The organism is Burkholderia sp. 22088, from assembly GCF_052045915.1.
GTDB classification, from domain to species: domain Bacteria; phylum Pseudomonadota; class Gammaproteobacteria; order Burkholderiales; family Burkholderiaceae; genus Burkholderia; species Burkholderia cepacia.
On sequence record NZ_JBQEPY010000003.1, the window covers coordinates 106,115 to 131,887 of the forward strand.

At 67.0% G+C, this 25,773-nt stretch carries 26 protein-coding genes; 4 read left to right on the top strand and 22 right to left on the bottom strand.

The annotated features are described in order from the left end of the window. Nucleotides 1-7 precede the first annotated feature (7 nt). The 9 genes from folC to ACTJLD_RS06345 form a co-directional block, all read right to left on the bottom strand. Nucleotides 8-1,318, bottom strand: coding sequence for a bifunctional tetrahydrofolate synthase/dihydrofolate synthase (folC, locus tag ACTJLD_RS06305; protein ID WP_301826704.1), 1,311 nt, complete (start codon nt 1,316-1,318; stop codon nt 8-10). A gap of 100 nt (nt 1,319-1,418) precedes the next feature. Next, nucleotides 1,419-2,291, bottom strand: coding sequence for an acetyl-CoA carboxylase, carboxyltransferase subunit beta (gene accD / locus ACTJLD_RS06310; RefSeq protein WP_021158729.1), 873 nt, complete (start codon nt 2,289-2,291; stop codon nt 1,419-1,421). 64 nt (nt 2,292-2,355) lie between these two features. Further along, nucleotides 2,356-3,171 carry a tryptophan synthase subunit alpha gene (gene trpA, locus ACTJLD_RS06315; RefSeq protein ID WP_027791147.1) on the bottom strand — a complete coding sequence of 272 codons (816 nt, stop codon included), beginning with the start codon at nt 3,169-3,171 and terminating at the stop codon, nt 2,356-2,358. A 40-nt stretch (nt 3,172-3,211) separates the two neighbouring features. Next, a complete protein-coding gene (locus ACTJLD_RS06320) occupies nt 3,212-4,063 on the bottom strand; it encodes a DNA-methyltransferase (RefSeq protein ID WP_027791146.1) in 852 nt (283 codons plus the stop codon). A 9-nt stretch (nt 4,064-4,072) separates the two neighbouring features. Then, on the bottom strand, nt 4,073-5,266 hold the full coding sequence (gene trpB, locus ACTJLD_RS06325) for a tryptophan synthase subunit beta (protein ID WP_027791145.1): 1,194 nt from the start codon (nt 5,264-5,266) through the stop codon (nt 4,073-4,075). 55 nt (nt 5,267-5,321) lie between these two features. After that, nucleotides 5,322-6,023 (bottom strand): phosphoribosylanthranilate isomerase, encoded by a 702-nt coding sequence (locus ACTJLD_RS06330; RefSeq protein WP_027791144.1) that lies wholly within the window; start codon nt 6,021-6,023, stop codon nt 5,322-5,324. Then, complete coding sequence (gene truA, locus ACTJLD_RS06335; RefSeq protein WP_027791143.1) at nt 6,020-6,832, bottom strand: tRNA pseudouridine(38-40) synthase TruA; 813 nt, start codon at nt 6,830-6,832, stop codon at nt 6,020-6,022. Before truA ends, ACTJLD_RS06330 begins: the two co-directional genes overlap by 4 nt. After that, complete coding sequence (locus ACTJLD_RS06340; RefSeq protein WP_440658342.1) at nt 6,832-8,985, bottom strand: FimV/HubP family polar landmark protein; 2,154 nt, start codon at nt 8,983-8,985, stop codon at nt 6,832-6,834. The genes truA and ACTJLD_RS06340 overlap by 1 nt, the downstream gene beginning before the upstream one ends. Nucleotides 8,986-9,396: 411 nt before the next feature. After that, on the bottom strand, nt 9,397-9,597 hold the full coding sequence (locus ACTJLD_RS06345; protein ID WP_321918521.1) for a hypothetical protein: 201 nt from the start codon (nt 9,595-9,597) through the stop codon (nt 9,397-9,399). 234 nt (nt 9,598-9,831) lie between these two features. Between ACTJLD_RS06345 and flgE the strand changes: the two genes are divergently transcribed. Then, nucleotides 9,832-11,076 (top strand): flagellar hook protein FlgE, encoded by a 1,245-nt coding sequence (gene flgE / locus ACTJLD_RS06350; RefSeq protein WP_440658344.1) that lies wholly within the window; start codon nt 9,832-9,834, stop codon nt 11,074-11,076. Nucleotides 11,077-11,181: 105 nt separating this feature from the next. On the opposite strand, the gene asd is transcribed toward flgE, so the two are convergent. From asd to ACTJLD_RS06390, 8 genes are all read right to left on the bottom strand, one after another. Further along, nucleotides 11,182-12,303: an aspartate-semialdehyde dehydrogenase gene (gene asd / locus ACTJLD_RS06355; protein ID WP_027791140.1), complete on the bottom strand. Its 1,122-nt coding sequence runs from the start codon at nt 12,301-12,303 to the stop codon at nt 11,182-11,184. 299 nt (nt 12,304-12,602) lie between these two features. Next, nucleotides 12,603-13,670, bottom strand: a complete 1,068-nt coding sequence (leuB, locus tag ACTJLD_RS06360; RefSeq protein WP_059694010.1) for a 3-isopropylmalate dehydrogenase — start codon at nt 13,668-13,670, stop codon at nt 12,603-12,605. A 76-nt stretch (nt 13,671-13,746) separates the two neighbouring features. Continuing rightward, nucleotides 13,747-14,397, bottom strand: a complete 651-nt coding sequence (gene leuD / locus ACTJLD_RS06365) for a 3-isopropylmalate dehydratase small subunit (protein WP_060173163.1) — start codon at nt 14,395-14,397, stop codon at nt 13,747-13,749. A gap of 68 nt (nt 14,398-14,465) precedes the next feature. Continuing rightward, nucleotides 14,466-14,612, bottom strand: a complete 147-nt coding sequence (locus tag ACTJLD_RS06370; RefSeq protein ID WP_021158717.1) for an entericidin A/B family lipoprotein — start codon at nt 14,610-14,612, stop codon at nt 14,466-14,468. Nucleotides 14,613-14,615: 3 nt separating this feature from the next. Further along, on the bottom strand, nt 14,616-16,025 hold the full coding sequence (leuC, locus tag ACTJLD_RS06375; protein WP_021158716.1) for a 3-isopropylmalate dehydratase large subunit: 1,410 nt from the start codon (nt 16,023-16,025) through the stop codon (nt 14,616-14,618). 141 nt (nt 16,026-16,166) lie between these two features. Next, the gene (locus tag ACTJLD_RS06380; RefSeq protein WP_175757250.1) at nt 16,167-16,340 is read right to left on the bottom strand and encodes a hypothetical protein; all 174 of its coding nucleotides are present in this window, start codon (nt 16,338-16,340) and stop codon (nt 16,167-16,169) included. 122 nt (nt 16,341-16,462) lie between these two features. Then, the gene (locus ACTJLD_RS06385) at nt 16,463-17,224 is read right to left on the bottom strand and encodes a Tat pathway signal protein (protein ID WP_124673005.1); all 762 of its coding nucleotides are present in this window, start codon (nt 17,222-17,224) and stop codon (nt 16,463-16,465) included. A gap of 30 nt (nt 17,225-17,254) precedes the next feature. Further along, nucleotides 17,255-18,076 carry a hypothetical protein gene (locus ACTJLD_RS06390; protein ID WP_440658347.1) on the bottom strand — a complete coding sequence of 274 codons (822 nt, stop codon included), beginning with the start codon at nt 18,074-18,076 and terminating at the stop codon, nt 17,255-17,257. Between the two features lie 389 nt (nt 18,077-18,465). Between ACTJLD_RS06390 and ACTJLD_RS06395 the strand changes: the two genes are divergently transcribed. Then, a complete protein-coding gene (locus ACTJLD_RS06395; RefSeq protein ID WP_437265367.1) occupies nt 18,466-18,789 on the top strand; it encodes a cupin domain-containing protein in 324 nt (107 codons plus the stop codon). Nucleotides 18,790-18,921: 132 nt separating this feature from the next. After that, on the top strand, nt 18,922-19,647 hold the full coding sequence (locus ACTJLD_RS06400; RefSeq protein ID WP_027791132.1) for a glutathione S-transferase: 726 nt from the start codon (nt 18,922-18,924) through the stop codon (nt 19,645-19,647). A 49-nt stretch (nt 19,648-19,696) separates the two neighbouring features. On the opposite strand, the gene ACTJLD_RS06405 is transcribed toward ACTJLD_RS06400, so the two are convergent. Both ACTJLD_RS06405 and ACTJLD_RS06410 read right to left on the bottom strand, forming a co-directional pair. After that, the gene (locus tag ACTJLD_RS06405; protein WP_176113478.1) at nt 19,697-20,095 is read right to left on the bottom strand and encodes a DUF4440 domain-containing protein; all 399 of its coding nucleotides are present in this window, start codon (nt 20,093-20,095) and stop codon (nt 19,697-19,699) included. Between the two features lie 15 nt (nt 20,096-20,110). Then, the gene (locus tag ACTJLD_RS06410) at nt 20,111-21,496 is read right to left on the bottom strand and encodes an MFS transporter (protein WP_440658349.1); all 1,386 of its coding nucleotides are present in this window, start codon (nt 21,494-21,496) and stop codon (nt 20,111-20,113) included. 211 nt (nt 21,497-21,707) lie between these two features. Between ACTJLD_RS06410 and ACTJLD_RS06415 the strand changes: the two genes are divergently transcribed. Then, on the top strand, nt 21,708-22,622 hold the full coding sequence (locus ACTJLD_RS06415) for a LysR family transcriptional regulator (protein WP_059693999.1): 915 nt from the start codon (nt 21,708-21,710) through the stop codon (nt 22,620-22,622). Nucleotides 22,623-22,732: 110 nt separating this feature from the next. Here ACTJLD_RS06415 and ACTJLD_RS06420 read toward each other — a convergent pair whose 3' ends face one another. From ACTJLD_RS06420 to ACTJLD_RS06430, 3 genes are all read right to left on the bottom strand, one after another. Beyond that, nucleotides 22,733-24,265 (bottom strand): amino acid permease, encoded by a 1,533-nt coding sequence (locus ACTJLD_RS06420; protein ID WP_027791128.1) that lies wholly within the window; start codon nt 24,263-24,265, stop codon nt 22,733-22,735. Nucleotides 24,266-24,367: 102 nt separating this feature from the next. Next, entirely contained in the window at nt 24,368-24,832 is a 465-nt protein-coding gene (locus ACTJLD_RS06425; protein ID WP_059684359.1) for an Lrp/AsnC family transcriptional regulator, read from the bottom strand. Nucleotides 24,833-24,930: 98 nt separating this feature from the next. Next, entirely contained in the window at nt 24,931-25,689 is a 759-nt protein-coding gene (locus ACTJLD_RS06430; protein WP_440658351.1) for a dimethylarginine dimethylaminohydrolase family protein, read from the bottom strand. Between the last annotated feature and the right edge of the window lie 84 nt (nt 25,690-25,773).

Here is a 25,773-nt window from a genome sequence, read left to right on the forward strand (position 1 = left end):
CCGTCAGTCAGTGTTGCTGCGATTTACGGTAGGCCAGCACGCCGGCAACCGTATGGAAACTGCCGAAAACCACGATTCTATCATTCTCGGATGCTCTTTTTAGTGCATCGCGAAACGCTTCGGCGGGCGACGTGTAACGCGTGACGCTCGAATCGGGCCCCTCCTCCACGCCGGCCTTGCGCAGCGCGGCTTCGAGCTGCTCGGCGGTGGCCGCACGCGGCAGCGGCAGGTCGGTCACGCACCAGTGGTCGATCTCGCCCTTCAGGTGCTGCAGCACGCCGTCGATGTCCTTGTCGTGCATCGCGCCGAACACCGCGTACGTGTACGGGAAGAAACCCATGTTGCCGAGGTTCTGCTCGAGCACGGCCGATGCATGCGGGTTGTGCGCGACGTCGAGCACGATCGCCGGCTTGCCGGGCAGCACCTGGAAGCGCCCGGGAAGCTCGACGTTTGCGAGGCCGAGCCGGATGTCCTGCGCCGACACCGGCAGCACCGGGCGCAGCGCCTCGAGCGCGGCGAGCGCGGCCGATGCATTGATCAGCTGATTCGCGCCGCGCAGCGCCGGGTACGCCAGCGCCGGATAGCGCTTCTCGCGACCGAGGTAGCTCCACTGCTGGCGCTCCGCGCCCGCCTGCGCCTCGTAGCGGAAATCGCGGCCGACGAGCCACAGGTCGGCGCCGATCGCTTCCGCGTGGTCGATCAGCGTTTGCGGCGCGGCCGGATCGCCGCAGATCGCCGGCTTGCCGGCACGGAAGATCCCGGCCTTCTCGAACGCGATCTTCTCGCGCGTGTCGCCGAGGTATTCGGTGTGGTCGATGTCGATGCTCGTGACGATCGCGCAATCGGTATCGATGATGTTGACCGCGTCGAGCCGGCCGCCGAGGCCGACTTCGAGGATCACCGCGTCCAGCCCGCGCGACGCGAACAGGTGCAGGATCGCGAGCGTCGTGAATTCGAAGTACGTGAGCGACACGGGCTCGGGCAACGACGTGCGTGCGGCTTCGACGGCCTCGAAGTGCGGCAGCAGTTCGTCATCGGTGACGTTCTGCCCGTTCACGCGCGCGCGCTCGTTGAATTCGAGCAGGTGCGGCGACGTGTGGCAGCCGACCTTGTAGCCCGCGCGCACGAGGATCGTCTCGAGGAACGCGCAGGTCGAACCCTTGCCGTTCGTGCCGCCGACGGTAATGACGGGGCACGTGAATTCGAGCTGCAGCGCCGCCTTGACCTGCCCGATGCGGGTCAGGCCCATGTCGATGCCGACCGGGTGCGCGCGTTCGAGATGCGAAAGCCACGCGTCGAGAGTGGGAAAAGTGCTCATCGGTTCAAATCTGGATCGGTACCGCCACTACGCCAAAAAACGAAGCGCGTCGCCTGACGCGGAAGCCAGGCGACGCGCAGAGTTCACAACCTTGCGCCGGTCAAGCCAGCGCGTCGGCCGGCTGTCGCTGCAGTAGCGCGAGCAGTTGCGCGATCTCGTCGCGCATCTTGCGACGGTCGACGATCATGTCGATCGCGCCCGTCTTGATCAGGAATTCGGCGCGCTGGAAGCCTTCCGGCAGCTTCTCGCGGACCGTCTGCTCGATCACGCGCGGGCCGGCGAAGCCGATCAGCGCCTTCGGTTCGGCGATCACGACGTCGCCGAGGAATGCAAAGCTCGCCGACACGCCACCCATCGTCGGGTCGGTCAGCACCGAAATGAACGGCAGCTTCGCTTCGGCCAGCTTGGTCAGCATCGCGGTGGTTTTCGCCATCTGCATCAGCGACAGCAGGCTTTCCTGCATCCGTGCACCGCCCGAAGCGGTGAAGCAGATGAACGGCACCTGCTGTTCGAGCGCGTTCTGCGCGCCGCGTGCGAAGCGCTCGCCGACCACCGAGCCCATCGAGCCGCCCATGAACGAGAACTCGAAGCAGGCCGCGACCACCGGCAGCGTGTGGATCGCACCGCCCATCACGACCATCGCGTCGGTCTCGCCCGTGTCGTCCATCGCTTCCTTCAAACGATCGGGGTACTTGCGGCTGTCCTTGAACTTCAGCGTGTCGACCGGCACGACTTCCTGACCGATTTCATAACGGCCTTCCGGATCGAGCAGCCCGTCGAGGCGCTCACGCGCACCGATGCGCATGTGGTGATCGCACTTCGGGCACACGTGCAGGTTCGCGTCCACGTCGTTGCGGTACAGCACGGCCTCGCAGGACGGGCACTTGACCCACAGGCCTTCCGGAATGCCCTTGCGGCTTTTCGGGTCGGTCTGCTTGATCTTCGGCGGCAACAGTTTGTCGAGCCAGCTCATCGTATGGTTTCCTGTTCCGTGGCGGGCCGGGCCGCATGGCCCGTTCCCGCTTCCTGTGTTGTGTTTATCGCGCCGTCTTGCCCGCGCCGTCCAGGGCGGCGCGCAGCTCGGCAATGAAAGTCTTCAGCGCGGCGGCGGCACCCTCCGGCGCAGCGCTTTCGAGCAGCTGCACGAGGCGGCTGCCGATCACGACCGCGTCCGACACCTCGGCCACCGCGCGCGCCGTTTCGGCGTCGCGGATACCGAAGCCGACGCCGACCGGAACCGGCACGCGCGACTTGATGGCCGGGATTTTACCCGCAATGCTCGAAACATCCAGATTTCCTGCGCCGGTCACGCCCTTGAGCGACACGTAATACACGTAGCCGCTCGCGATCTTGCCGACGTCGGCGATACGTTCGTCGGTCGACGTGGGCGCGAGCAGGAAGATCGGATCGATCTGCGCGGCGCGCATTTTCTCGGCGAACACGCCCGCCTCTTCCGGCGGATAGTCGACGACGAGCACGCCGTCGACACCGGCCGCCTGCGCTTCGGCCGCGAACGCATCGACGCCCATCCGCTCGATCGGGTTCGCATAACCCATCAGCACGACGGGCGTTTTGGGGTCGGTTTCGCGAAAGCGCTTCACGTCGGCAAGCACGCTTTTCAGCGTGACGCCGCGCGCGAGCGCGCGTTCCGACGAGCGCTGGATCACGGGGCCGTCGGCCATCGGGTCCGAGAACGGCACACCGAGTTCGATCACGTCCGCGCCGCCTTCGGCGAGCGCGTGCATGAATTCGACGGTTTTCGCGGGATCGGGATCGCCGGCCGTGATGAACGGGATCAGGCCCTTACGGCCTTGTTCGGCGAGCGCGGCGAAGGTTTGCTGAATACGGGACATGGCAATTTTCCTCAATGCTTCGGCGAGGCGGCGGCGCGATTCACGCGCACGCCGGCGCAGCGAGCGCACTCACGCGCTCGTGCGCGATCGCACAATAGCTTTCGTTGATCTCGTAGCCGACGAAGTCGCGCCCCTGCCGTGCGCAGGCCACCGCGGTCGTGCCGCTGCCCATGAACGGATCGAGCACGCGGCCGCCCGGCGGGCAGCTTGCGAGCACCATCCGCTCGATGATTTCCAGCGGCTTCTGGGTCGGATGGTCGACGCGCTCCGCGTGCTGCCGGTGCAGGCGCGAGACCGACCAGACGTCCTTCGGGTTGTAGCCCATCTCCAGCCACTTGCTGCCTTCGAACAGCTTGCGCGAGCGGGCCTTCTTCGTGTCGGCGTCGTACGGGATGCGGACCGGATCGAGATCGAAGTAATACGCCCTGGAAACCGCGAAAAAGCCGATGTTGTCGTGCACCGACGTGAAACGGCGCGTCGTGCCGCCCATGCTCGGCACGCGCCGGTCCCAGATGATCTCGTTGACCATCGTGAGCTGCGTCTTCAGGAAACTGAAGATTTCCGGCGCGTACTGCCACGTGCAGAAGATGTACATCGACCCGCTCGGCTTCAGCTTCGGAATCGCGAGCTCGAGCCACTCGCGCGTCCACGCGAGAAAGTCGTCGCCCGAACGCTTGTCCGAGTCGTTGCCGTAGTCCTTGCCGAGCCCGTACGGCGGATCGGCGACGATCAGGTCGATCGACGCGTCCGGCAGGTGCGCGGCATCGGTCAGGAAATCGCGGTTGTGCAGTTCGATCCCGGACGGCAGCGCGCGCGGCACGGCGGCGGCGGGCTGAACCGCCCCCGCCTCGCTCGCGGCACCGCCGCCCGGTTCTTCGATCAGGTCACGCATCGGTCGGGGTCAGAGCTCGATGCCCGATCGCTCGGCGACCGTGTGCATATCCTTGTCGCCGCGGCCCGACAGGTTGACGAGCAGGATCTTGTCCTTCGGCAACGTCGGCGCGAGCTTCACGCCATATGCGATCGCGTGGCTCGACTCGAGCGCGGGAATGATCCCCTCGATCCGGCAGCAGTCGTGGAACGCCTTCAGCGCTTCCTCGTCGGTAATACCGACGTACTGTGCGCGGCCGCTGTCCTTCAGCCATGCGTGCTCGGGGCCGACGCCCGGATAGTCGAGGCCCGCCGACACCGAATGCGTCTCGATGATCTGGCCGTTGTCGTCCTGCAGCAGGTAGGTACGGTTGCCGTGCAGCACGCCCGGGCTGCCGGCGATCAGCGACGCCGCGTGATGCCCCGTGTCGAGGCCGTCGCCGGCCGCTTCGACGCCGATCAGCTGCACCGACGTGTCGTCGATGTACGGATAGAAGATGCCCATCGCGTTCGAGCCGCCGCCGACGCAGGCGATCACCGCGTCCGGCTGCCGGCCCGCGAGCTCGGGCATCTGCACCTTGCACTCGTCGCCGATCACGCGCTGGAAGTCGCGCACCATCATCGGATACGGGTGCGGGCCCGCGACCGTGCCGATGATGTAGAACGTGCTTTCGATGTTCGTGACCCAGTCGCGCATCGCTTCGTTCAGCGCGTCCTTCAGCGTGCGCGAACCCGATTCGACCGGCACGACCGTAGCTCCAAGCAGCTTCATCCGGTAGACGTTCGCGGCCTGGCGGCGCACGTCTTCCGAGCCCATGTAGACGACACACTCCATCCCGAAGCGGGCGCAGATCGTCGCGGTCGCGACGCCGTGCTGGCCGGCGCCCGTCTCGGCGATCACGCGCTTCTTGCCCATGCGCTTCGCGAGCAGCGCCTGACCGATCACGTTGTTGATCTTGTGCGCGCCCGTGTGGTTCAGGTCTTCGCGCTTCAGGTAGATCTGCGCGCCGCCGAGCGTCTCGCTCCAGCGCTGCGCGTGATAGATCGGCGACGGGCGGCCGACGAAATGCTTCAGCTCGCGCTCGAATTCGGCGACGAAGTCGGGATCGTTCTGGAATTTTTCATACGCCGCGCGCAGTTCGTCCAGCGCGTGAATCAGCGTCTCGGCGACGAACACGCCGCCATACGGGCCGAAGTGGCCGCGGTCATCAGGAAGGTTGTACATGGTGTCTCTCTCGATCGGTCGGGGCGCCCCGCTTTCGGGGCCGCGCCGGCTTGCATCACCCGGCGTCCGCTTCGCGCACCGCGCGTACGAACGCCGCCATCCGGGCGTGATCCTTCACGCCCTTCGCGCCCTCCACTTCGATGCCACTCGAGACATCGACAGCAAACGGGCGCAACTGGCGAATCGCATCACCGACGTTTTGCGCGCTCAAGCCACCACTCAAAACGGCCCGATGCGCGAGCTCTGCGGGAATAAGAGACCAATCGAAGACCTTGCCGCTACCGCCGTAATCCGGCACCAGGGTGTCGAACAGGAGGCCGCGCGCTTTCGAATAATGAAGTGCCGATTCTACCAAATCGGCCGGCTGCGTCGAGGGGCCGACGCGCACCGCGCGCAACCACGGCAGGCGTGCCGCGCGGCCGAGGGCGTCGCACTGCCCGGGTGTCTCGTCGCCATGGAACTGCAACAGCGTGAGCGGCACGTCGCGCACGACGGCCTCGATCTCGGCTTCGGTCGCATTCACGAACAGCCCGACCACCGACACGAACGGCGGCGCGAGGCGCGCCAGCTCGGCCGCCTGCGCGATCGTCACCGCGCGCGGGCTCTTCGGGTAGAACACGAGACCGATCGCGTCGGCGCCGAGCGCCGCCGCGTGCAGCACGTCCTCGGGGCGCGACAGGCCGCACAGCTTGATGCGCGTGCGCGGCGGCAGGCCGGCCGCGGCGGGAGTCGAAGGAGACACGGCGTGATCCGTCATGGTTGAGGGTCCAGGTCGGCCCAGACGCTGCTCCACGGCACGCTGCCGAGCTGCGCGGGCGGGACGGCGAATTCCGCCGGGTAGCCGACGTGGGCGAGGTACAGCCCGTCGGCCATGAACGTGGGCGCCGCGAGATTGCGGTCGCGCCCGGCCAGCACGTCGGCAAGCCAGTCGGCCGGATAGCGGCCGCGGCCGACCGCGACGAGGCAGCCCATCAGGTTGCGCACCATGTGGTGCAGGAACGCGTTGGCGCGGAACCGGAAATGAATGAAATGGCCCACGCGCCGCACGTCGATCTGGTACAGGTGTTTGACCGGCGTCTTCGACTGGCATTCCGACGACCGGAACGACGAGAAGTCGTGCTCGCCGATCAGGTGCGCGGCGGCGGCGCGCATCGCGTCATCGTCGAGCGGCGTATGGATCCAGCCCGCGCGCCCCGCCAGCATCGGCGAGCGCACGGGATGCACGTACAGCGCGTAGTAATAGGTGCGCTCGAACGCCGAGAAACGCGCGTGAAACGTCTCCGGCATCGGCTTCGCCCATTGCACCGCCACGGTCGGCGGCAGGAACGCGTTGGTCCCGCGCACCCACGAGAACACCTCGCGATCCAGGTCGGTATCGAAATGCACGACCTGCCCGAGCCCGTGCACGCCCGTGTCGGTCCGCCCGGCCACCGTCGTATGCAGCGGCACGCGCGCGAACTCGGCCAGCGCGTGCTCGAGCCGATCCTGCACGGTCTTGCCGTGCGGCTGCGCCTGCCAGCCGCAGAACGCCGCGCCGTCGTACTGAATGCCGAGCGCGATCCGCATCACGCCTCGTCCGCCAGTTTCGCGAGCAGCGCACGCGCATCGTCGCGCGTCGCGGTGTCGTTCGCGTCGACCACTTCCTGCAGCAGCGTCCGTGCGCCGGACAGATCGCCCAGCTCGACGTATTCGGTCGCGAGGTCGAGCTTGTTGCGCGCGATGCGGGCGAGTTCGTCCGGCGTCAGCGCCGGCAACGCGGCGCCCGGCGTCGACGGCAGGTCCAGATCGAAGTCGAGCTTCAGTGCGCCGAACTGCGCGCCGCCGAGCGGCGGCAGCGACGACGTCGCGAACGGGCTGCCCGCCTGGCCGGCTGGCGTCGCCGCGTCCGGATCCCAATCGAACTCGTCGTCCTGATCGGCCGGATGTTCGGGGGCCGGATCGATCGCGCCAATCAGAAGGCGCTGGCCAACTTGACCGTTAGTTGCGGCTTTATCGGTGTCGGACTGCCTTGCCTGCGCGGCAGACTCGTCCGTCGCCTGCGACGGCTCGTCCTGCGTGCGCGGCGGCAGCGGCATGTCGAGGCTGTTGAGCGCGCTGATCGCGTTCTGCATCAGCGCCTCGTGCTGCGTTTCGGCGGCCGCAGAGGCGATCGGCGTCTCGGCAGGCTGTTCCGCGGGTTGTTCGGCAGCGATCTTCTCTACCGGCTCGGTATCGTGCGGAGCCGGAGCCGCCTCGCTCGCGGTCGGCACTACGGCGTGCGCGGCCGGCAATTCGGGCTGCTCGTCATGCGTGTGCACCACTTCCGGCGCCGACGGCACATCCGCATCAGGCGTCTCGACCGTCTCCGCCGCTGCGGCAGTGGCCGCGGCAAGGCTCAAATCGGAAGCCGCGTCGCGTGCGACCGGCATCTCAGGCCGGATCGGCAGTTCCGGCTCGACGGACGGCGCGGCTTCGGCTTCTGCCGCCGCAGCCGCGGACCCGCCCGCGACGACCGCAGCAGCCGTCGCGCTCGTACCCGCATCACCCATTTCTTCCGCGCGCCGGCCCTTCCGGCGCTTGCGCCACGCAAAACCTGCGGCGAGGACGATCACGGCCGCACCGGCCACCGCGGCCGGACGCCAGTCCATCTGCCCGGTACTGCGCGCAGGTGCCGCCACCGGCGCGGCCGGTTGCGCGGGCGCCGATACCGATGCCGGCTGCGCTGCGCTGGCAGCAACGCCGGACGCGGCTTCACTTGCCGCCGGCGCGGCAGCGGATGCGCCCGTATCGTTCGCGGCCGGACGCGGTGCGACAGGTGCCGGCACGGGCGCCGGCGCGACCTCGTTCGTCGTGGCCGGCTTGCCGATGCCGTGCTTCTGCAACTCCATCAGCACGCGGTTCTTCAGCGCCAGCAGTTGCTGCAGGCTCGACGGCCGCGGCTGCGACGCGCCCGCGGCGGGCGCAGCCGCGGCCGGTTCGTTCATGCCCGAAACCTGGCTGCCCGCAACAGGCGGAAGCGCGGCACCGCTCGCGGACGACGGCACCGACTGGATCGCGCCGCTCCACACATGCGGACCGCTTGCACCGGCAACGGGCGCCGCCGGCTGCACGCTTTCGACGGCCGATGCGCCGTGTGCCGCCGAAGCGCCGAGCGACGCCGCCGCACCGGCGGCCGTCGCGACGCTCGCGCCGCTCACCGGAGCCGCATGCACGGCCGGCGCCACCGGCGCGGACGGCACGGTCGCCGCCGGGGTCGACCCCGGATGCGGCGCCGACGCACCATGCTGCGCGACCGCCGTGCCGCCGGATGCCGCGGCGGGTGCGGACGCTGCCGCCGTACCCGATGCGCCGGATGCGCCGGATGCAGCGGATGCACCGGCCGGTGCGAGTGCCGCGCCTGTCGCATCGAGCGCCGGCACGGTCAGCGTCGCACCGACTTTCAGGCGACTCGCGTCGTGCTTCATGAACGCCTGCGGATTGGCGTCGAACAGCGCGCGGCCGGCGCGCGCGAGCACACCGGGATCGCGCGACTGCGTGGCCGCTTTCGCGATGTCGTTCAGCGACTGGCCGGGCTGGACCGTCACGGTAAGCGGCACTGCACCGCCGGCAGCGGACGCCGGCAGTTCGCCGGTGCCGGCCGCCCAGGCCGATGCGGTTGCGCCGAGCGCCAGGATCGCCAGCGCGCCACGCACGGCGCGCGACAGACGGGACTGACGCGGAAACAAGGAAATTCGGGACATCGTTGGCTCTATCGCCGCGCGTAGGCGCGGCTCGGATTCGCGGTTGAAAGCGTCAATAAAGTTGCCGCAGAAATGCAAAAGCGTCGCGTTGAACGCGACGCTTTCGGCGGGTCTGTGCGTCGTAACCGCGTAGTTTACTTCACGTGATCGGGTTCGGGCCGAATTCGTCGCCGATGGGTGCAACCGGCCGCGTTCGCGCGTCCGCGCGCCCGCCGGCCGGGCCGCTTCGATGCCCGGGTTCACATGGTGCGACCAGCGTTCCCGATCGATCGGAAGCACACCTCCCTCAACTGAAAGATGCCCGGCCGCATCCCGTCCCGAACGAATGGCGCGCCCCTTGCCGCTCACCCTGCGCCCTGCCCACTCCGGGGCTCGATGCCGCGCCACGACCGCGAAATCGGGCACGTTTGCTCAATAAATCGCGCCACCTGCCGTTAATGGATTAGCGATCTCCAATAAAAACAAATCCCGCCGATCACCAAAACTATTCAAATAAATTTCAATTGATCGATAAGAGGCCAATTCCCCTCTCTTATCGTCGAATTGGAAATCTCCATCCCCAAACCCCCGCCCCACAAGGCTTTCAAGCCTCATCCCAGTTTCATTGCTCATACGAAATCAATCATTTCGACAACAATTCAATTACATTACACAAAATTACACAGATCGAATAATTGCCGTCGCTACGATCGTCTTCAAACAAGAATCGGCGCAGTTCGACCACCGCGTACACACCTGCCGGAAAGGCAGGCACGCGCCTGGCCAGGCTGACGTCGTGAGGTGCCAGGGAGGCATCGCGCAGTCGCACGACTGCATCTACTCACCAGCTCGTTACGGGGATCGAACATGGGCTATCAACAGGGTTTGAGCGGGTTGGCCGGCGCGGCGAACCATCTCGACGTGATCGGCAACAACATCGCGAACGCAAACACGGTCGGCTTCAAGCAGGGGCGCGCGAACTTCGCCGACATGTACGCGAATTCGGTTGCGACGTCGACCAACACGCAGATCGGCATCGGCACGCGGCTCGCGTCGGTGCAGCAGCAATTCGGCCAGGGGACGATCAACACGACGAAGTCGTCGCTCGACATCGCGATCAACGGCAACGGCTTCTTCCAGATGTCGAACAACGGCGTGACGACGTACTCGCGTGACGGCGTATTCCACCGGGACAAGAGCGGCGCCATCGTCGATTCGCAAAACCGCAACCTGATGGGCTATGCGGCAGGCCCGGGCGGCGCGATCAATACCGCAGCGACCGTGCCGCTGCAGGCGCCGACCAACAACATCGCCCCGCAGGCGACGACGAAGATCACCGGCCAGTTCAACCTGAACTCGCAGGACAAGGTGCCGGCCAAGACGCCGTTCAACCCGGGCGACAACACCACGTACAACTACAATTCGTCGATCCAGGTCTACGACACGCTCGGCGGCTCGCAGCAGGTGTCGATGTATTTCACGAAGAACGCGGCCGGCACCTGGCAGGCCTACGCGGGCGTGCAGGGCCAGACGCCGACGAATCTCGGCACCGTCACGTTCGACACATCGGGCCGGATCACCTCGACGACGTCGGCCGCCACCAGCCAGCCGACGCCGAGCCTCGGTCAGTTCGCGTTTTCGATCCCCAACGCGTCGGGCGGCGCCAATCCGCAGAACCTGACGCTCGACCTGGGCGGCACGACGCAGTTCGGGGGAAAGAGCGGCGTGACCAACCTCGCACAAGACGGCTTCGCGAGCGGCACGCTGACGACGTTCTCGATCGGCACCGACGGCAAGCTGACCGGCAATTACTCGAACGGCCAGAGCGCGGTGCTCGGCCTGATCGCGCTCGCGAACTTCAACAACCCGAACGGGCTCGAGAACATCGGCAGCAATCAGTATGTGGAAACCGCCGCGTCGGGCGTGCCGCAGATCTCCGCGCCGGGCAGCACGAACCACGGCACGCTGCAGGGAAGTGCGCTGGAAAACTCGAACGTCGACCTGACGACCGAGCTCGTGAACCTGATCAAGGCGCAGCGCGATTACCAGGCCAATGCGCAGACGATCAAGACCCAGCAGACCGTCGACCAGACGCTGCTGAACATGCGCTGACGCGCACATGAAAAACGCGCCGCGCCGGCCTTGATATCGTCAAGGCCGGCGCGGCGCGCCATCTTGTGCAACGCGGCCCGCGCATCGCGGGCCGGACACACGAGCTTACTTGTCGAGCAGGATGCGCAGCATGCGGCGCAGCGGCTCGGCCGCACCCCACAGCAGCTGGTCGCCGACCGTGAACGCCGACAGGTATTCACCGCCCATCGCGAGCTTGCGCAGGCGGCCGACCGGCACCGTCAGCGTGCCCGTGACGTTCGCCGGCGACAGGTCGCGCATCGACGCTTCACGCTCGTTCGGCACGACCTTCACCCAGTCGTTCGCCGACGCGAGGATGCCGTTGATCTCGTCGAGCGGCACGTCCTTGTTCAGCTTGATCGTCAGTGCCTGCGAGTGGCAGCGCATTGCGCCGATCCGCACGCACAGGCCGTCGACCGGGATCGAACCGGGCTCGCCCATCGCCGGCTTGCCGAGGATCTTGTTGGTTTCCGCGCCGCCCTTCCACTCTTCCTTCGACATCCCGTTGCCGAGATCCTTGTCGATCCACGGGATCAGCGAGCCGGCGAGCGGCACGCCGAAGTTGCTGGTCGGCATCGCGTCGCTGTTCATCGCGGCCAGCACGCGGCGGTCGATGTCGAGGATCGCGGATGCCGGATCGGCGAGCTGCTCCTTCACCGCGCCGTTCAGCGTGCCCATCTGCGACAGCAGTTCGCGCATGTTCTGCGCGCCCGCGCCCGATGCGGCCTGGTAGGTCATCGCCGTCATCCAGTCGACGAGGTTCTCGCGGAACAGGCCGCCGAGCGCCATCAGCATCAGGCTGACCGTGCAATTGCCGCCGATGAAGTTCTTCGTGCCCTTGACGAGCGCATCCTTGATCACGTCGAGGTTGACCGGATCGAGGATGATGACCGCGTCGTCCTTCATCCGCAGCGACGATGCCGCGTCGATCCAGTAGCCGTTCCAGCCCGCCGCGCGCAGCTTCGGGAACACGTCGTTCGTGTAGTCGCCGCCCTGGCACGTGATGATCACGTCGCACTTCTTCAGCTCGTCGACGTTGGTCGCGTCCTTGAGCGTAGTCTCGTTTTTCGCGAACGACGGCGCTTTGCCGCCCGTGTTGCTGGTGCTGAAAAACACCGGTTCGATCAGGTCGAAATCGCCCTCTTCCTGCATGCGCTGCATCAGGACGCTGCCGACCATGCCGCGCCAACCTACGAGACCTACGTTCATGACTAACCCTTTGATGGAGCTTCCCCGCCATTTCCGTCCCCGGTGTGACCGCGCGGGGAAATAGGCGGGCACGACGGACGATCAGCGTTTAATGATCGTTTTCGTGGTAATGGTTTTCGTGATGACGATGGCGCGCGCACCCGCACGGGCAATGTTGCCGTGGAGTTTCAAGACCGGGGAGATCAGGGAAATTTGCGCCATCGTTCGAGTCTACACAAAGCCGGTTGCCCGCACAACGGCCAACCGCGCGCGAACCGGCCGATTTCGCGGCCCGTTCGCGCCCTTTCTACTTGCTTGCGTTACAGCGCCGCGACCACCGCGTCGCCCATCGCCGTCGTGCCGACCTGCTTGCCACCCGGCGTCGCGATATCGCCCGTGCGGTAGCCTTGTTCGAGCACCGTTTTCACCGCGCGCTCGATGCGATCGGCCTGCTCCGCACGATTCAGCGAGTAACGCAGCATCATCGCGGCCGACAGGATCGTCGCGAGCGGGTTCGCGATGCCCTTGCCCGCGATGTCCGGCGCCGAACCGTGCGACGGTTCGTACAGGCCCTTGTTGTTCTTGTCGAGCGACGCCGACGGCAGCATGCCGATCGAGCCCGTCAGCATCGACGCTTCATCCGACAGGATGTCGCCGAACATGTTGCCGGTGACGATCACGTCGAACTGCTTCGGCGCCTTCGCGAGCTGCATCGCCGCGTTGTCGACGTACATGTGCGACAGCTCGACGTCCGCGTACTCCTTCGACACGTCGATCATGATGTCGCGCCAGAACTGCGACGTTTCGAGCACGTTCGCCTTGTCGACCGACAGCAGCTTCTTCGCGCGCTTGCGGGCCGCCTGGAACGCGACGTGCGCGATGCGGCGCACTTCCGGTTCCGAATAGCGCATCGTGTCGAAGCCTTCGCGTTCGCCCGCGAACAGGCCGTCCGGTGCGGCACGCACGCCGCGCGGCTGGCCGAAGTAGATGTCGCCGTTCAGTTCGCGCACGATCAGGATGTCGAGGCCCGCGACCAGCTCGGGCTTCAGCGGCGACGCATCGACGAGCTGCGGGTAGCAGATCGCCGGGCGGAAGTTCGCGAACAGCTCGAGATGCTTGCGCAGCCCGAGGATCGCCTGCTCGGGGCGCAGCGCGCGCTCGAGCGAGTCGTACTTCCAGTCGCCCACGGCGCCGAACAGGATCGCGTCGGCTTCCTTCGCGAGCTTCAGCGTCGCGTCGGGCAGCGGATGACCGCTCGCCTCGTAGCCCGCGCCGCCAACCGGCGCCTGTTCGAGTTCGAACTTCTCGTCGAGTGCGTTCAGCACCTTCACCGCTTCATTGACGATTTCCGGACCGATGCCGTCGCCGGGCAGCACTGCAATCTTCATGCGAAATTCCTGACTGGATAGGTTTTATGAGGCAGGCCGGCGAGCGCGCCGCCGGCGCGCCCGCCCGAAAGGCACGTCAGCCGACCAGCTTGGTATTGAGCCACGGCTGCTTCACGAGGCGCTCGGCCTCGAACTGGCGAATCTTGTCCGCGTGGCGCAGCGTGAGGCCGATGTCGTCGAAGCCGTTCAGCAGGCAGTACTTGCGGAACGCGGTGATCTCGAACGGATACTCGCGGCCGTCGCCCGAACGCACGACCTGTGCGTCGAGGTCGATCGTCAGTTGAAAACCGTTGAACGCAACCGTCTCGTTGAACAGGTGATCGACCTGCTGCTCGGTCAGCACGATCGGCAGCAGCCCGTTCTTGTAGCAGTTGTTGAAGAAGATGTCCGCGAAGCTCGGCGCGATGATCGCGCGGAAGCCGTACTGCTGCAGTGCCCACGGCGCGTGCTCGCGCGAGCTGCCGCAGCCGAAGTTCTTGCGCGCGAGCAGCACGGATGCACCCTGGTAGCGCGGCTGGTTCAGCACGAAGTCGGGATTCAGCGGACGCTTCGAGTTGTCCTGGCCCGGCTCGCCGTGATCGAGGTAACGCCATTCGTCGAACGCGTTCGGACCGAAGCCCGTGCGCTTGATCGACTTCAGGAACTGCTTCGGGATGATCGCGTCGGTGTCGACGTTCTCGCGATCGAGCGGCGCCACGACGCCGGTATGCACAATGAATTTTTCCATGATCCGTCTATCCGGTTGAAGGGCCGGCGTTCAGCCGGCGCACATCGACAAATTCTCGGCGGGAATCGTCACTCCGCGGCGCGCTTCAGCGCGTTGCCGGCGGCGTTGACGTCCTGCCCGAAGCCCTGGACGGTATTGCAGCCCGCAAGGCCGAAACCCAGCCCCGCCAGCGCCAGCGCGGCAACCAGCCGCGCGATGACCTTCGATGCCGTCACGCGTTACCCCAGCTTGCGAATGTCGACGAAGTGACCTTCGATCGCCGCGGCCGCCGCCATCGCGGGGCTCACGAGGTGCGTGCGACCGCCCGCGCCCTGCCGGCCTTCGAAGTTGCGGTTCGACGTCGACGCGCAGCGCTCGCCCGGATCCAGCCGGTCGGCGTTCATCGCGAGGCACATCGAGCAGCCCGGCTCGCGCCATTCGAAGCCGGCGTCCGTGAACACCTTGTCGAGCCCTTCGCGCTCGGCCTGCGCCTTCACGAGGCCCGAGCCCGGCACGACCATCGCGAGCCGCACGTTCGACGCGACGCGACGGTTCAGCTTCTTCACGACGTACGCGGCTGCGCGGATGTCCTCGATGCGCGCGTTCGTGCACGAACCGATGAAGATCTTGTCGACCTTGATCGACTCGATCGGCGTGTTCGGCTCGAGCGCCATGTAGGCCAGCGCACGCTCCATCGCGTCGCGCTTGACCGGATCCTTCTCGCGTTCGGGATCGGGCACGCGACCGTCGATCGACGTGACCATTTCCGGCGACGTGCCCCACGTGACCTGCGGCACGATCTCGGCCGCGTTCAGCTCGACCACGCGATCGAACTGCGCGCCTTCGTCCGACTTGAACTGACGCCAGTATTCGACGGCCTGATCCCATTCCGCGCCGGTCGGCACGAACGGACGGCCCTTCAGGTAATCGATGGTCGTGTCGTCCACCGCGACCATGCCCGCGCGCGCGCCGGCTTCGATCGCCATGTTGCAGACGGTCATGCGGCCTTCCATCGTCAGCGCGCGGATCGTCGAGCCGCCGAATTCGATCGCGTAGCCCGTGCCGCCGGCCGTGCCGATCTTGCCGATGATCGCGAGCACGATGTCCTTCGCGGTACAGCCGCGCGGCAGCGCACCCTCGACCTTCACGAGCATGTTCTTGCTCTTCTTCTGCAGCAGGGTTTGCGTGGCGAGCACGTGCTCGACTTCCGACGTGCCGATGCCGTGTGCGAGCGCGCCGAACGCGCCGTGCGTCGACGTATGCGAATCGCCGCACACGATCGTCATGCCCGGCAGCGTCGCGCCCTGCTCCGGCCCGATGATGTGGACGATGCCCTGGCGCACGTCGTTCATCTTGAACTGCGTGATGCCGAACGCATCGCAGTTCGCGTCGAGCGTGTCGACCTGCAGCTTCGAGACGGGATCGGCGATGCCGTGGCTGCGATCGGTGGTCGGCACGTTGTGGTCCGACACGGCCAGGTTCGCGCTGATGCGCCACACCGGACGCTGCGCGATCTTCAGCCCTTCGAATGCCTGCGGGCTCGTGACTTCATGCAGCAGCTGACGGTCGATGTAGAGCAAAGTCGTGCCGTCTTCCTCGGTGTGGACCACGTGGGTGTTCCACAGTTTGTCGTAGAGAGTCTGTGCCATGGGTATGCGGGGTCGTTGTGACTACAAGCCTTGCGGATGCGGTCGATTATGCCACGCAGAACGCGTCACGGCGCGGGCCGCACGCGAAAAAACCCATTAAAAACAGTGGTTTGGCTGGTAGTGCCAATACCTGTATCGGCATTACCCGGCAAATGCGGGCGCGAACGGCGCGGCGGCGGTTGCAGCCGTCGCGTGGGGCGCATGTCGCGGCGACACGCGCCGGCTGGCCGCCTTCGCGGGGTCGGTATCGCGCTGCACGCAGAAGTGCTGCGCGTCCTCCGGCGAGTGGAAGCGGCCGTTGCGGAACAACACCATTCGCTGCAACGTGTCGTGCAGCGAAGGCGTCTTGAACGGCCGGCAGCTCGCGATTGCGCCGCACTCTGGGCGCCCGGAACGTGAAGTCGTTCGGCAGCGGATGCCGCGAGTGCCCCGCAGCGTCAGCCGTTCGGGTATTCGCGGTTGATCAGGTCGAGCCGCAGCATCCCGAGTTGCACGCCGACGTTGCTCAGCAGGTAAAGATCGCGGCGCCGCAAGGCCGGCATCTGCGCGGACGCGTCGTAGAGCGACGGCAGCGTCAGGCCCGCCGGCACCGCGGCCTGCATCCCCGCGGCTTTCGACACGCGCACCGCAATCGACGCCTGATCCGAATGCGTGACGACACCGACGTTGCCGAGTGCCGAGGCCGAGCCGGCCTGCCTGACGATCGCGGTTACGACGCCGTCGGGCGTCGGTATCGGGCTGCCGGCGGCCGGCGCCGGTGTCGCGATCGACGTCACGCCGGCCGTCAGCCCGTATTTCGACGCGAGCACGCTCGCGACTTCCTGCTGCGCAAAGATCCGCGCGGCGACCTTCTGGCGCAGCAGGAACACGGCGTCGGCAATCGCCTCGTTCACGGGGCCGGGCACCGGCGCGGCGCCCGACGACGGCGCGGCGCGACTGCCGAAAGCGAATGCGGCAATCGTGTTGATGGCCGTGGCCTGGACGGTCGGCGGCGTCCACGAGAAAAACGTCTCGAACAGGTAACCGGCCTCGTCGGCGGCAGCTGCGCGGTCGTTCAGTTCGTTCGTCAGCTTGCCGAGCATCTGGCGTTGCAGTTCGGCATCTGAAACGGGAGCGTCGCCGGCGAAGCCCGGCGTGCTGGCGGCACCGGTCGCGGCAAGCGCGGCAGCGGAAGCGAGGAAATGGCGGCGGGTCTGCATGGTCATCGGAATCGGGAGAAAGAAAGTGCGTCAGCCCTTCGGGAACGCCTGCATCGTCGCGCCGACCGCGCGGGCGAGCGTCTGCGCATACATGTCGTGCACGAGGTACAGGCTGCGGTTGCGCGTCCACGGCTGGCCCGACTGCGGGTCGTAGCGCGTCGGCAACGGCACCTCGGCAACCGCGGCCGCCTTCATGCCCGCCTGCTGCGAGGTCTGGATGCAGCGCTTCGCGTGATCCCGATGGCCGACCACCGCGACGCTGCCCATCGCGGCCGCGCCGCCCGCGCGCGACACGGCCTCGGCGGCCACGCCGGCCGTGCTGAGGTACACGATCGTGCCGTCGCTCGCGATCACGGGCTCGATCGACGACAGCACGTCGGCGCCCATCCCGTATTTCGACACGAGAAAGCGGGCGATTTCCCACTGCGCGTAGACCTTGACCGGCTTCAGTTGCCGAATGCGATAGACGGCGTCCGCGAGCGCTTCGTTGACGGGCCCCGGATCGGGCAGCGCGGACTGGTTGCCGCCCGTGCTCGACGTATTGCCGCTTGCCGCGTTCGGGCGATTGCCGAAGCTGTACGCGACGATCGCGCCGGCCTGGACCGCCGGCATCGTCGGCAGGTCCCAGGCAAACCCGACGTCGGTCAGCGCCGGCTGGATCGCGCCGACCGTCGCGGCATCGCCGAGCTGCGCATTCAGCTTCGCGGACATCTGCGCGGCCAGCGCGGCGTCGGTAACGGGCATCGACGTGACGTCGTCGCCGCCGCATGCGCTCAGCAGCGGCACCGCCGCGACGGCCGGCGCGGCGGCCAGGAATTTTCTGCGTGAGGAAGCCAGCGGATTCAGTTTCATGAGAAATACGAAATGATGCGAATGACGTCGACGCGATACCTCGGCGTCGCATTCACGGTCACGGGAAATCGCAATCGGGCGAGTCGCGCAGGCGGCGACGGACGGCAGTACCGCAGCGCGGACCGAATCGCCGCGCTTGCGTCGATTGACGAGCCCGGATCGTAGTCGGCGTTTGTTAAATTGCGGTGAAGCTCGCGAGCCAATACGCGCAATCGCGTCGTCGTTTCGCGGATGGATGCCTGCGTTTCACATAGGGTGAACGCCTGCGCGATTCGTTCCACGGATGGCGATCATGCGCTCCGCGCTCCGCGCGACTTCCCGGCATGACGCGCTACGATCACGCAACGCACATGGGCAATCCCCACCCCCCGGACCCGGAGTACACGACGATGAAGCTCGGCCTGAACGAATCGCTCGCCCGTCTCGACGAAGAAGGCACGCTGTTCACGACGCTGTTTCGCCACGGCACGCTCGACGTCGAGCTGTACCGGCCGCGCATCGAGGACAAGCAGAAGCCGCACACGCGCGACGAGGTCTACGTGATCGCCACCGGCACGTCGCACTTCGTCATCGACGGACGCGAATGTGCGGTCGCGTCCGGTGACGTGCTGTTCGTCCCGGCACACGCCGACCACCGCTTCACCGGCTTCTCCGGCGACTTCTCGACCTGGGTGTTCTTCTACGGCCCCGAAGGCGGCGAGCGCGGCGCGTAGCGTGCGATGGCGATGCGCGGCACTTTTCCCGCGATCGCCTAGACTGTCTATTCGCAGCGGGCGGCGCGCGACGCGCGGCCGCCCGATCGTCACGATGCCCGTGGCGGCCGCTTCAACGAACGGGAAAACAGCATGCGATACGAACTGTATTACTGGCCCGAGATCCAGGGCCGAGGCGAATATGTGCGGCTCGCGCTCGAGGCGGCGGAAGCCGACTACGTCGACGTCGCGCGCGAATCGGGGCGCGGCATGGGGGTGCCGGCGATGATGCGCATGATGGACAGCGCGAAGGCGGAATGCGTGCCGTTTGCGCCGCCGTTCCTGAAAGCCGGTGACCTGGTGGTCGGGCAGACCGCGAACATCCTGCTGTTTCTCGGCGCGCGGCTCGGGCTCGCGCCAGACGACGAAGCCGGCCGGCTGTGGGTGCACCAGCTTCAGTTGACCGTGGCCGATTTCGTCACCGAGATCCACGACACGCACCATCCGATCGCAAGCGGCCTCTACTACGAGGACCAGCAGGCGGAAGCCGCCGAGCGTGCGGCCGATTTCCTCGAAAACCGGCTGCCGAAGTTCCTCGGTTACTTCGAGCGCGTACTCGACCAGAACCCGCACAAGAGCGGCTACATCGCCGGCCATACACTCAGCTATGCGGACCTGTCGATGTTCCAGTTGATCGAGGGGCTGCGTTACGCGTTTCCGAAAGCGATGAAGCGCGCGGAGCGGAAAATCGCGGCGCTGGTCGCGCTGCACGACCGCGTCGCGGAGCATCCGCCGGTGGCGCGCTATCTCGCGTCGGAACGCCGCATCCCGTTCAACGACATGGGCATCTTCCGGCACTATCCGGAGCTGGACAAGTAACGCCGGCACCGCATCCGCGCCGCCTCGGGCAGGGCGGCCGATGCCCCGCTCACGCGACGACCGGCGTCTCGTGCAAATGGCGCCACACGATCAGCCCGTCCGCCTCGCGCCGGAACACGACCGTCGAGCGCCGCACCGTGCGCTGCCCTTGCGCGTCGGTCTGCGTCTCGCGATAGCCGACCGTCGCGCCATCGGACCACACGGCAAGCCCGCGCAACTCGTCGATGTCGATCACCAGCCCGGGGCGCGCGCCGTGCCCGTGTGAAAACAGCGCATCGATGCCCGCGTAATCGAGCACCGTGCCCGACATCGTGATCATCGAAAATCCCGGCGAAAAGCGCGCCATCAGCGTCGCGAGCCGCTCGGGGCCGGCACGGCCGGACAACCAGCACGCGATGTCGGCAACGGTGTCGACGACTTCCTTGAAATACGGATTCGGCAAATTCATAAGGCTCTCAGGTTCTCACGAGTGGGATGAAACGGGTTGCGCGATCGGCGCACGGTATGCGGGAAGCCGCGCAATCAGGCCCAGCGGCAGCAACGTCAGCAGGACCGCCAGCCCGAAGCACCAGCGGTACGGCGCGAGCGACGGCCCGCCCGCGTCGAATGCCAGCAACGCATTGAGTGCGCTGCCGAGCACGGCCACGCCGACGCAGAAGCTCAACTGGCGGTTGATATTCCACAGCGCGCTCGCGTCGCCCATCCGGTCGGCAGGCACATCGACGAACGCCGCGCTTTGCGACGTGCTCGTGCACAGGCTCGCGCCGAACCCCATCGCCGCGAATGCCGCGATCCGCACGGCTTCGACGCCGGCCCAGGGGGTCGCGAGCAGTGCGATGCCGACGCAATCGATCGCGATGCCGCTCGCGAACAACGGCTTCGCGCCGTGGCGCGCGAAGCAGCGGCGCGTGGTCGCGATCGCGAAGCACGCCGCGATCGCCCACGGCAGCATCAGCGCGCCGGCATGCGCAGCGCTCAACCCGAGCGCGTTCTGCAGATAGAGCGACGCGACGAGGTTGACGCCCGTGAAGATGCCCGGCACGCACAGATAGACCACCACGCCGGTTCGCAGCAGCGGCTGGGCGAGCAGTCGCAGGTCGACGACCGGCGACAGGGCGCGACGCGCATGCGCCGCATAGCCTGCGCCTGTCGCGCTCGCGACGGCCAGCATCGCGAGCGGGAATGCCGCGCCGCCGGGCTGCCCCGCGGCGGTCAGCCCGAGCAGCAGCGCGACGAGCGTGACCGCACTCAGGCCGAGCCCCGGCCAGTCGAGCCGCGGCGGCCGGTCGCGCGCGCCGTCGCGCGGCAGCCATGCGAACGCGAGCGCGCAGGTCGCGGCCGCGATCGGCAACATCGCGAAGAAGATCGCGCGCCACGAACCGCGATCGACGATCGCCCCGCCGATCGCCGGCGACAACGCAGGCACGAGCAGCGCGACCATCATCACGACCGACGTGAGCCGCGCCCGCGCCTGCGGCGGATACGCGCGATAGGCCATCGTCTGCCCGACCGGAATCAGCAGCCCGCCGCCGAGCCCCTGGACCAGCCGCCACGCGAGCAGCGTTTCGATCGACGGCGACGCGCCGACGCCGGCACTGCCGAGCCCGAACAGCAGCAGCGATGCGGCGAACACGCGCCGCTCGCCGCAGCGGCGCGCGAGCCACGTGCCGAACGGAATCACGACGGTCAGGCCGAGCACGTACATGTTGCCGACCCACGCAAGCTGCGCGACCGACGCGTGCAGTTCGCGCTGCAGCGCCGGATACGCGGCGTTCAGCATGAACATGTTCGCGAGGTCGATCGCGAAGCCGAGCAGGTAGACGGCGGCGATTCTGGAACGGTCTGGCATGGCGGCGGGAACATCACGAAACGCCGCAGTGTAGAAGCCGGCACGCGTATCGGTAAGCGGCCGGATGCGACGAGTCCCGTCGCAATTTTTTGACAATCGGATCGCGCCGCCACGACGCCGCAACGACGTCGCAACGCCGCAACGCCGCGCGGCCGCACATTCGGGTACCCTTCGAGCGATCCAACACCCAGACAGGACCCACGCCCCAACCATGGTGAGCCTCGATCGTTTCGCCGTTTTCCGTGCCGTGGTCGAAGCCGGTTCGTTCACGGCCGCCGCCACCGCACTGAACCAGGCGCGGGCGGCCGTCAGTTTCAACGTGAAACAGCTCGAAGCCGAGCTCGGCGTCACGCTGCTCACGCGCACGACCCGGCGTGTCGAGCTGACCGATGCCGGCGAGCGCTTCTACCAGCGCTGCCTGCGCGTGCTCGACGAAGCCGAAGGCGCGATCGACGAGGTGCGCGGCGAGCATGGCGGGATGCAGGGCATGCTGCGCGTGACGTCGACGGTCGAGTATGCGGCGCGCGTCCTCGCACCGATGCTGCATGCGTTCACCGCGCAGCATCCCGCGTTACGCGTGCGGCTCGAAACGCATACGTCGCAGGCCGATCTCGTGCGCGACCGCTTCGACGTCGCGATCCGGCTCGGACGCCACGAGCACTTTCGCGACCTGCCCTATCGCGGCGTCTGCCTCGCCACCTACGACGTACTCGCCGTGATGGCGCCCGACCTGCCGGCGAAGGCCGGGCGCCCGAAACCGGCGTCGCCCGACGACCTCGCCCGCCTGCCGCAGCTCGGCCACAGCCGGCTCGAGCGGATCGCCGAATGGACGCTCACCGATCGCGCGGGCAACGAACACGCATTTCGACCGGCCGCGAAGCCTCGCGTCGTCGTCGACAACGCATCGGTGTTGCGTGAACTCGCGCGCCAGGGCAGCGGCGTCGCGCTGCTGCCCGAATGGCTCGTGCGCGACGATCTCGAAAGCGGCACGCTGATCGATGCGCTGCCCGCGTACCGGTTTCCGCAGCAGAACGTCTATGCGCTGTATGTCGCGACGCGGCACGTGCCGCAGAAAGTGCGCGCGTGGGTGGACTTCATGAAGGCGCGGTTGCAGCACGCGCACTGAGCGCGGTTTGCGTGCGCCGCCGCGCGCGGGCCGTCGCGGCGGAGCCGGCCGTCCGATGCGACCGGCTTCCGTTGCCGCACTTTCGGCACCGCGCCTTCAATACCGACAAGTCAGTGCGGGTGCCCGTGCTGCGTGGCCGCCGCATCAACGGCCTCGACCGAGCGCGTCAGCCACGGCCCGATGTCCATCTCCTCGTAGCGCACGAGCCGGCTCTTGCGCGCCCGGCGATATGCCCACCAGATCGCGACGAACAGCGGAATCCACACGTAGATCGACAGCACTTCCATCCAGTCGATGCGGGCCGCGAAGAACGCCTGGTAATCCTGCCCGAGCGAGATCACGATGCAGATCGCGATCGCGAACAGCGGCCCGAACGGGAACCATTTCGCGCGGTACGGCAGCTGATCGAGCCGGTAGCCCTGCTTCAGGAACCCCTTGCGGAACCGGTAATGGCAGACCGCGATGCCGAGCCACGCGATGAAACCCGTGATGCCGACCGTGTTCAGCAGCCACAGATAGATGCTCTGGTTGTTGGTCAGCGACGTGAGAAAGCACAGCCCGCCGACGGCCATCGTCGCGTACAGCGCGTTGCGCGGCACGCCGCCCGGCGACAGCGTCGCGAACATCGCCGGTGCGCGCCCTTCCGCCGCGAGGTTGTACAGCATCCGTGTCGCCGCGTAGGTGCCGGAGTTGCCGGCCGACAGCACGGCCGTCAGGATCACGAGATTCATGGCGCCGGCGGCGAGCCGGAAACCGGCATGGCTGAACACCAGCGTGAACGGGCTCACGCCGATGTCGGTCACGTCGCTCTTCAGCAGGTTCGGGTCCGTGTACGGCACCAGCAGGCCGATCACGAAGATCGCGAACACGTAGAACAGCATGATCCGCCAGAAAATCTGCTTCACCGCGCGCGGGATCGTCTTGCGCGGATTCTCCGATTCGCCGGCGGTGATCCCGACCAGCTCGGTGCCGAGAAACGAGAATCCCGCGATCAGCGCGACGCTCATCATCGCGTGCACGCCGCCGACAAACGGCGCGTCGCCGGTCGTGAAGTTGCGCAAGCCCACCGGATGCCCGTTCCCGATCAGGCCGGCGGCGATCAGCAGCCCGGCCGCGATGAATGCGACCACGGTCACGACCTTGATCAGCGAGAACCAGTATTCCGATTCGCCGAAGCCGCGCACCGACAGCGTATTCAGCAGGAAGATCAGCACGAGGAAGCCCGCGCCCCACCAGATGCCGGGTATGGTCGGAAACCAGTAGCGCATCACGATCTGCGCGGCGACCAGCTCGATCGCGATCGTCACGGCCCAGCTGTACCAGTAGGTCCAGCCGAGCGCGACACCGAAGCCTTCGTCGACGTACTTCTCGCCGTAGATCGCAAACGACCCCGACACCGGCATCAGTGCGGCCATCTCGCCGAGGCCCGTGACGACGAAGTACACCATCAGCCCGATCGCGATATACGCGGCGATCGCACCGCCCGGCCCCGCCTGCGCGACCGACGCACCCGACGCGACGAACAGCCCCGTGCCGATCGAGCCGCCGATCGCGATCATCGCGATGTGGCGGCCCTGCAGACGGCGCTTCAGCGTCGTTCCCGACGGCGCGGCCGTCTCCACTGCCGCTTGCATAGCATCCATAGTGTTCACCCTGATTGGATTCGGGCCGGACAATTTGATTCGGAATACAAATCGTCAGGCCCGGTCATTCGCGTCGAAACCGGCCCTTCCCGGCCGGCCACCTCACACGACGGTGCGCTTGATCGCCTGCAGTTCGGCCGTCGTCACGATCTTCTCGATCCGGAATCGCGGGCTTTCCAGCCACACGTTCGCGATCCGCCGGTACTCGTCGAGATCCTCGCACGCGAGCCGTACGAGAAAATCGAACGTGCCGCTCACGAGCCAGCAATCGAGCACGGCCGGATTCGCACGCATTTCGTCTTCGAACGGCGCCTGCGAACGCCCGTGGTCGGCCAGCACGATCTGCGCGATCACGACGATCGGCTTGGTCGCGCGCGGCGCCTTGATCACCGCACGGTAGCCCTCGATCACGCCGAGCGCCTCGAGCCGCTCCACGCGCGCCTGGCAGGGCCGCGGCGTGAGGTTCACGAGCTCCGACAGCTTCCGGTAGGAAATGCGCCCGTCGGTACGCAGGATGTCGAGGATCCGGAGATCGATCTTGTCGAGCTGCATCTTCTTGTCGGTCATCCGCGTTCGCTCCGGTCGGGTCGTGGCTGGTGCGCGAAACGTTTCCTGTTCCGCGCGGGGGCCACATTATCCGGCCGAAGCGGCCGCGCGCCAATCGGCTAGAACCGCAGCGACAGGCAGGTCAGGCCGCCATCCATCTTGCGGAACTCGCTCGTATCGATCACGTGCAGCGGCAGCCCGAGCGACGCGATCGCGTCGTGCACGCGCGGGTAGCCGGCCGGCGTGATCAGCGTGCCGTTCACGCGCAGCGTGTTGCCCGCGTATTCGTCGGCGGCCGAGATCGCGATCCGGCGATAGTCGGCGAATGCCGGATGCGCGGCCAGCGCTTCGGTCACGAGCAGCGTGTCGTCGCCGAGCGCGTTGACGACCGACTTCAGATGCAGGCCGGCGCCCACCGGCACCGCGACGACCGAATAGCCGTAGCGCGACACGAGCGATTCGAACGCGGCGATGCCTTCGGCGTCGGTACGGCCCGTCAGGCCAATGTAGAAGCGCTTGCCGACCTGCATCACGTCGCCGCCGTCGAGACGGCCGTCCTGCATCGGCAGCAGGTCGCGATGCGCGGCGAGCGCCGCTTCGATGTGCACCGTCTCGCCGCGCCGGGCGGGCGCACCGGGGCGCGTGATCACCGCGAATTCCGGTGTCACTACCGCGACGTCCTCGACGAAGTGCGAATCGGGAAACGCGTCCAGCGGCGGCAGTTCGGTCAGCTCGACGCCGAGCGTGCGCAGCGCGTCGCAGTATGCGTGGAACTGCGTGAGCGTCTTGTCGTAGTCGGGCGCGCCGAGCTCGGCAGTAGTCAGGCCCGCGCCACAGGACGGCGCGGGGCGGCGAACGATCGCTTGCGTGAATTGCATCGACTCCTCCATGGTCAGCACCACACCCGTGCGGCACACGGGGCGGCTGCGTTGTGTCCGGACCATTATCGGAAGCCAAATTGC

Coding starts and splice junctions, on each gene's coding strand:
- truA (WP_027791143.1), bottom strand. CDS start 6,832: ATGCGGATCGCGCTCGGCATTCAGTACGACGGCGCGGCGTTCTGCGGC.
- ACTJLD_RS06420 (WP_027791128.1), bottom strand. CDS start 24,265: ATGGATGCTATGCAAGCGGCAGTGGAGACGGCCGCGCCGTCGGGAACG.
- ACTJLD_RS06330 (WP_027791144.1), bottom strand. CDS start 6,023: ATGACGGATCACGCCGTGTCTCCTTCGACTCCCGCCGCGGCCGGCCTG.
- ACTJLD_RS06340 (WP_440658342.1), bottom strand. CDS start 8,985: ATGTCCCGAATTTCCTTGTTTCCGCGTCAGTCCCGTCTGTCGCGCGCC.
- leuD (WP_060173163.1), bottom strand. CDS start 14,397: ATGGAAAAATTCATTGTGCATACCGGCGTCGTGGCGCCGCTCGATCGC.
- trpB (WP_027791145.1), bottom strand. CDS start 5,266: ATGTACAACCTTCCTGATGACCGCGGCCACTTCGGCCCGTATGGCGGC.
- asd (WP_027791140.1), bottom strand. CDS start 12,303: ATGAACGTAGGTCTCGTAGGTTGGCGCGGCATGGTCGGCAGCGTCCTG.
- trpA (WP_027791147.1), bottom strand. CDS start 3,171: ATGTCCCGTATTCAGCAAACCTTCGCCGCGCTCGCCGAACAAGGCCGT.
- ACTJLD_RS06430 (WP_440658351.1), bottom strand. CDS start 25,689: ATGCAATTCACGCAAGCGATCGTTCGCCGCCCCGCGCCGTCCTGTGGC.
- leuB (WP_059694010.1), bottom strand. CDS start 13,670: ATGAAGATTGCAGTGCTGCCCGGCGACGGCATCGGTCCGGAAATCGTC.
- folC (WP_301826704.1), bottom strand. CDS start 1,318: ATGAGCACTTTTCCCACTCTCGACGCGTGGCTTTCGCATCTCGAACGC.
- ACTJLD_RS06390 (WP_440658347.1), bottom strand. CDS start 18,076: ATGAAACTGAATCCGCTGGCTTCCTCACGCAGAAAATTCCTGGCCGCC.
- ACTJLD_RS06395 (WP_437265367.1), top strand. CDS start 18,466: ATGAAGCTCGGCCTGAACGAATCGCTCGCCCGTCTCGACGAAGAAGGC.
- ACTJLD_RS06410 (WP_440658349.1), bottom strand. CDS start 21,496: ATGCCAGACCGTTCCAGAATCGCCGCCGTCTACCTGCTCGGCTTCGCG.
- ACTJLD_RS06385 (WP_124673005.1), bottom strand. CDS start 17,224: ATGCAGACCCGCCGCCATTTCCTCGCTTCCGCTGCCGCGCTTGCCGCG.
- accD (WP_021158729.1), bottom strand. CDS start 2,291: ATGAGCTGGCTCGACAAACTGTTGCCGCCGAAGATCAAGCAGACCGAC.
- ACTJLD_RS06320 (WP_027791146.1), bottom strand. CDS start 4,063: ATGCGTGACCTGATCGAAGAACCGGGCGGCGGTGCCGCGAGCGAGGCG.
- leuC (WP_021158716.1), bottom strand. CDS start 16,025: ATGGCACAGACTCTCTACGACAAACTGTGGAACACCCACGTGGTCCAC.
- ACTJLD_RS06345 (WP_321918521.1), bottom strand. CDS start 9,597: ATGAGCAATGAAACTGGGATGAGGCTTGAAAGCCTTGTGGGGCGGGGG.
- flgE (WP_440658344.1), top strand. CDS start 9,832: ATGGGCTATCAACAGGGTTTGAGCGGGTTGGCCGGCGCGGCGAACCAT.
- ACTJLD_RS06400 (WP_027791132.1), top strand. CDS start 18,922: ATGCGATACGAACTGTATTACTGGCCCGAGATCCAGGGCCGAGGCGAA.
- ACTJLD_RS06405 (WP_176113478.1), bottom strand. CDS start 20,095: ATGAATTTGCCGAATCCGTATTTCAAGGAAGTCGTCGACACCGTTGCC.
- ACTJLD_RS06425 (WP_059684359.1), bottom strand. CDS start 24,832: ATGACCGACAAGAAGATGCAGCTCGACAAGATCGATCTCCGGATCCTC.
- ACTJLD_RS06415 (WP_059693999.1), top strand. CDS start 21,708: ATGGTGAGCCTCGATCGTTTCGCCGTTTTCCGTGCCGTGGTCGAAGCC.
- ACTJLD_RS06380 (WP_175757250.1), bottom strand. CDS start 16,340: ATGGTGTTGTTCCGCAACGGCCGCTTCCACTCGCCGGAGGACGCGCAG.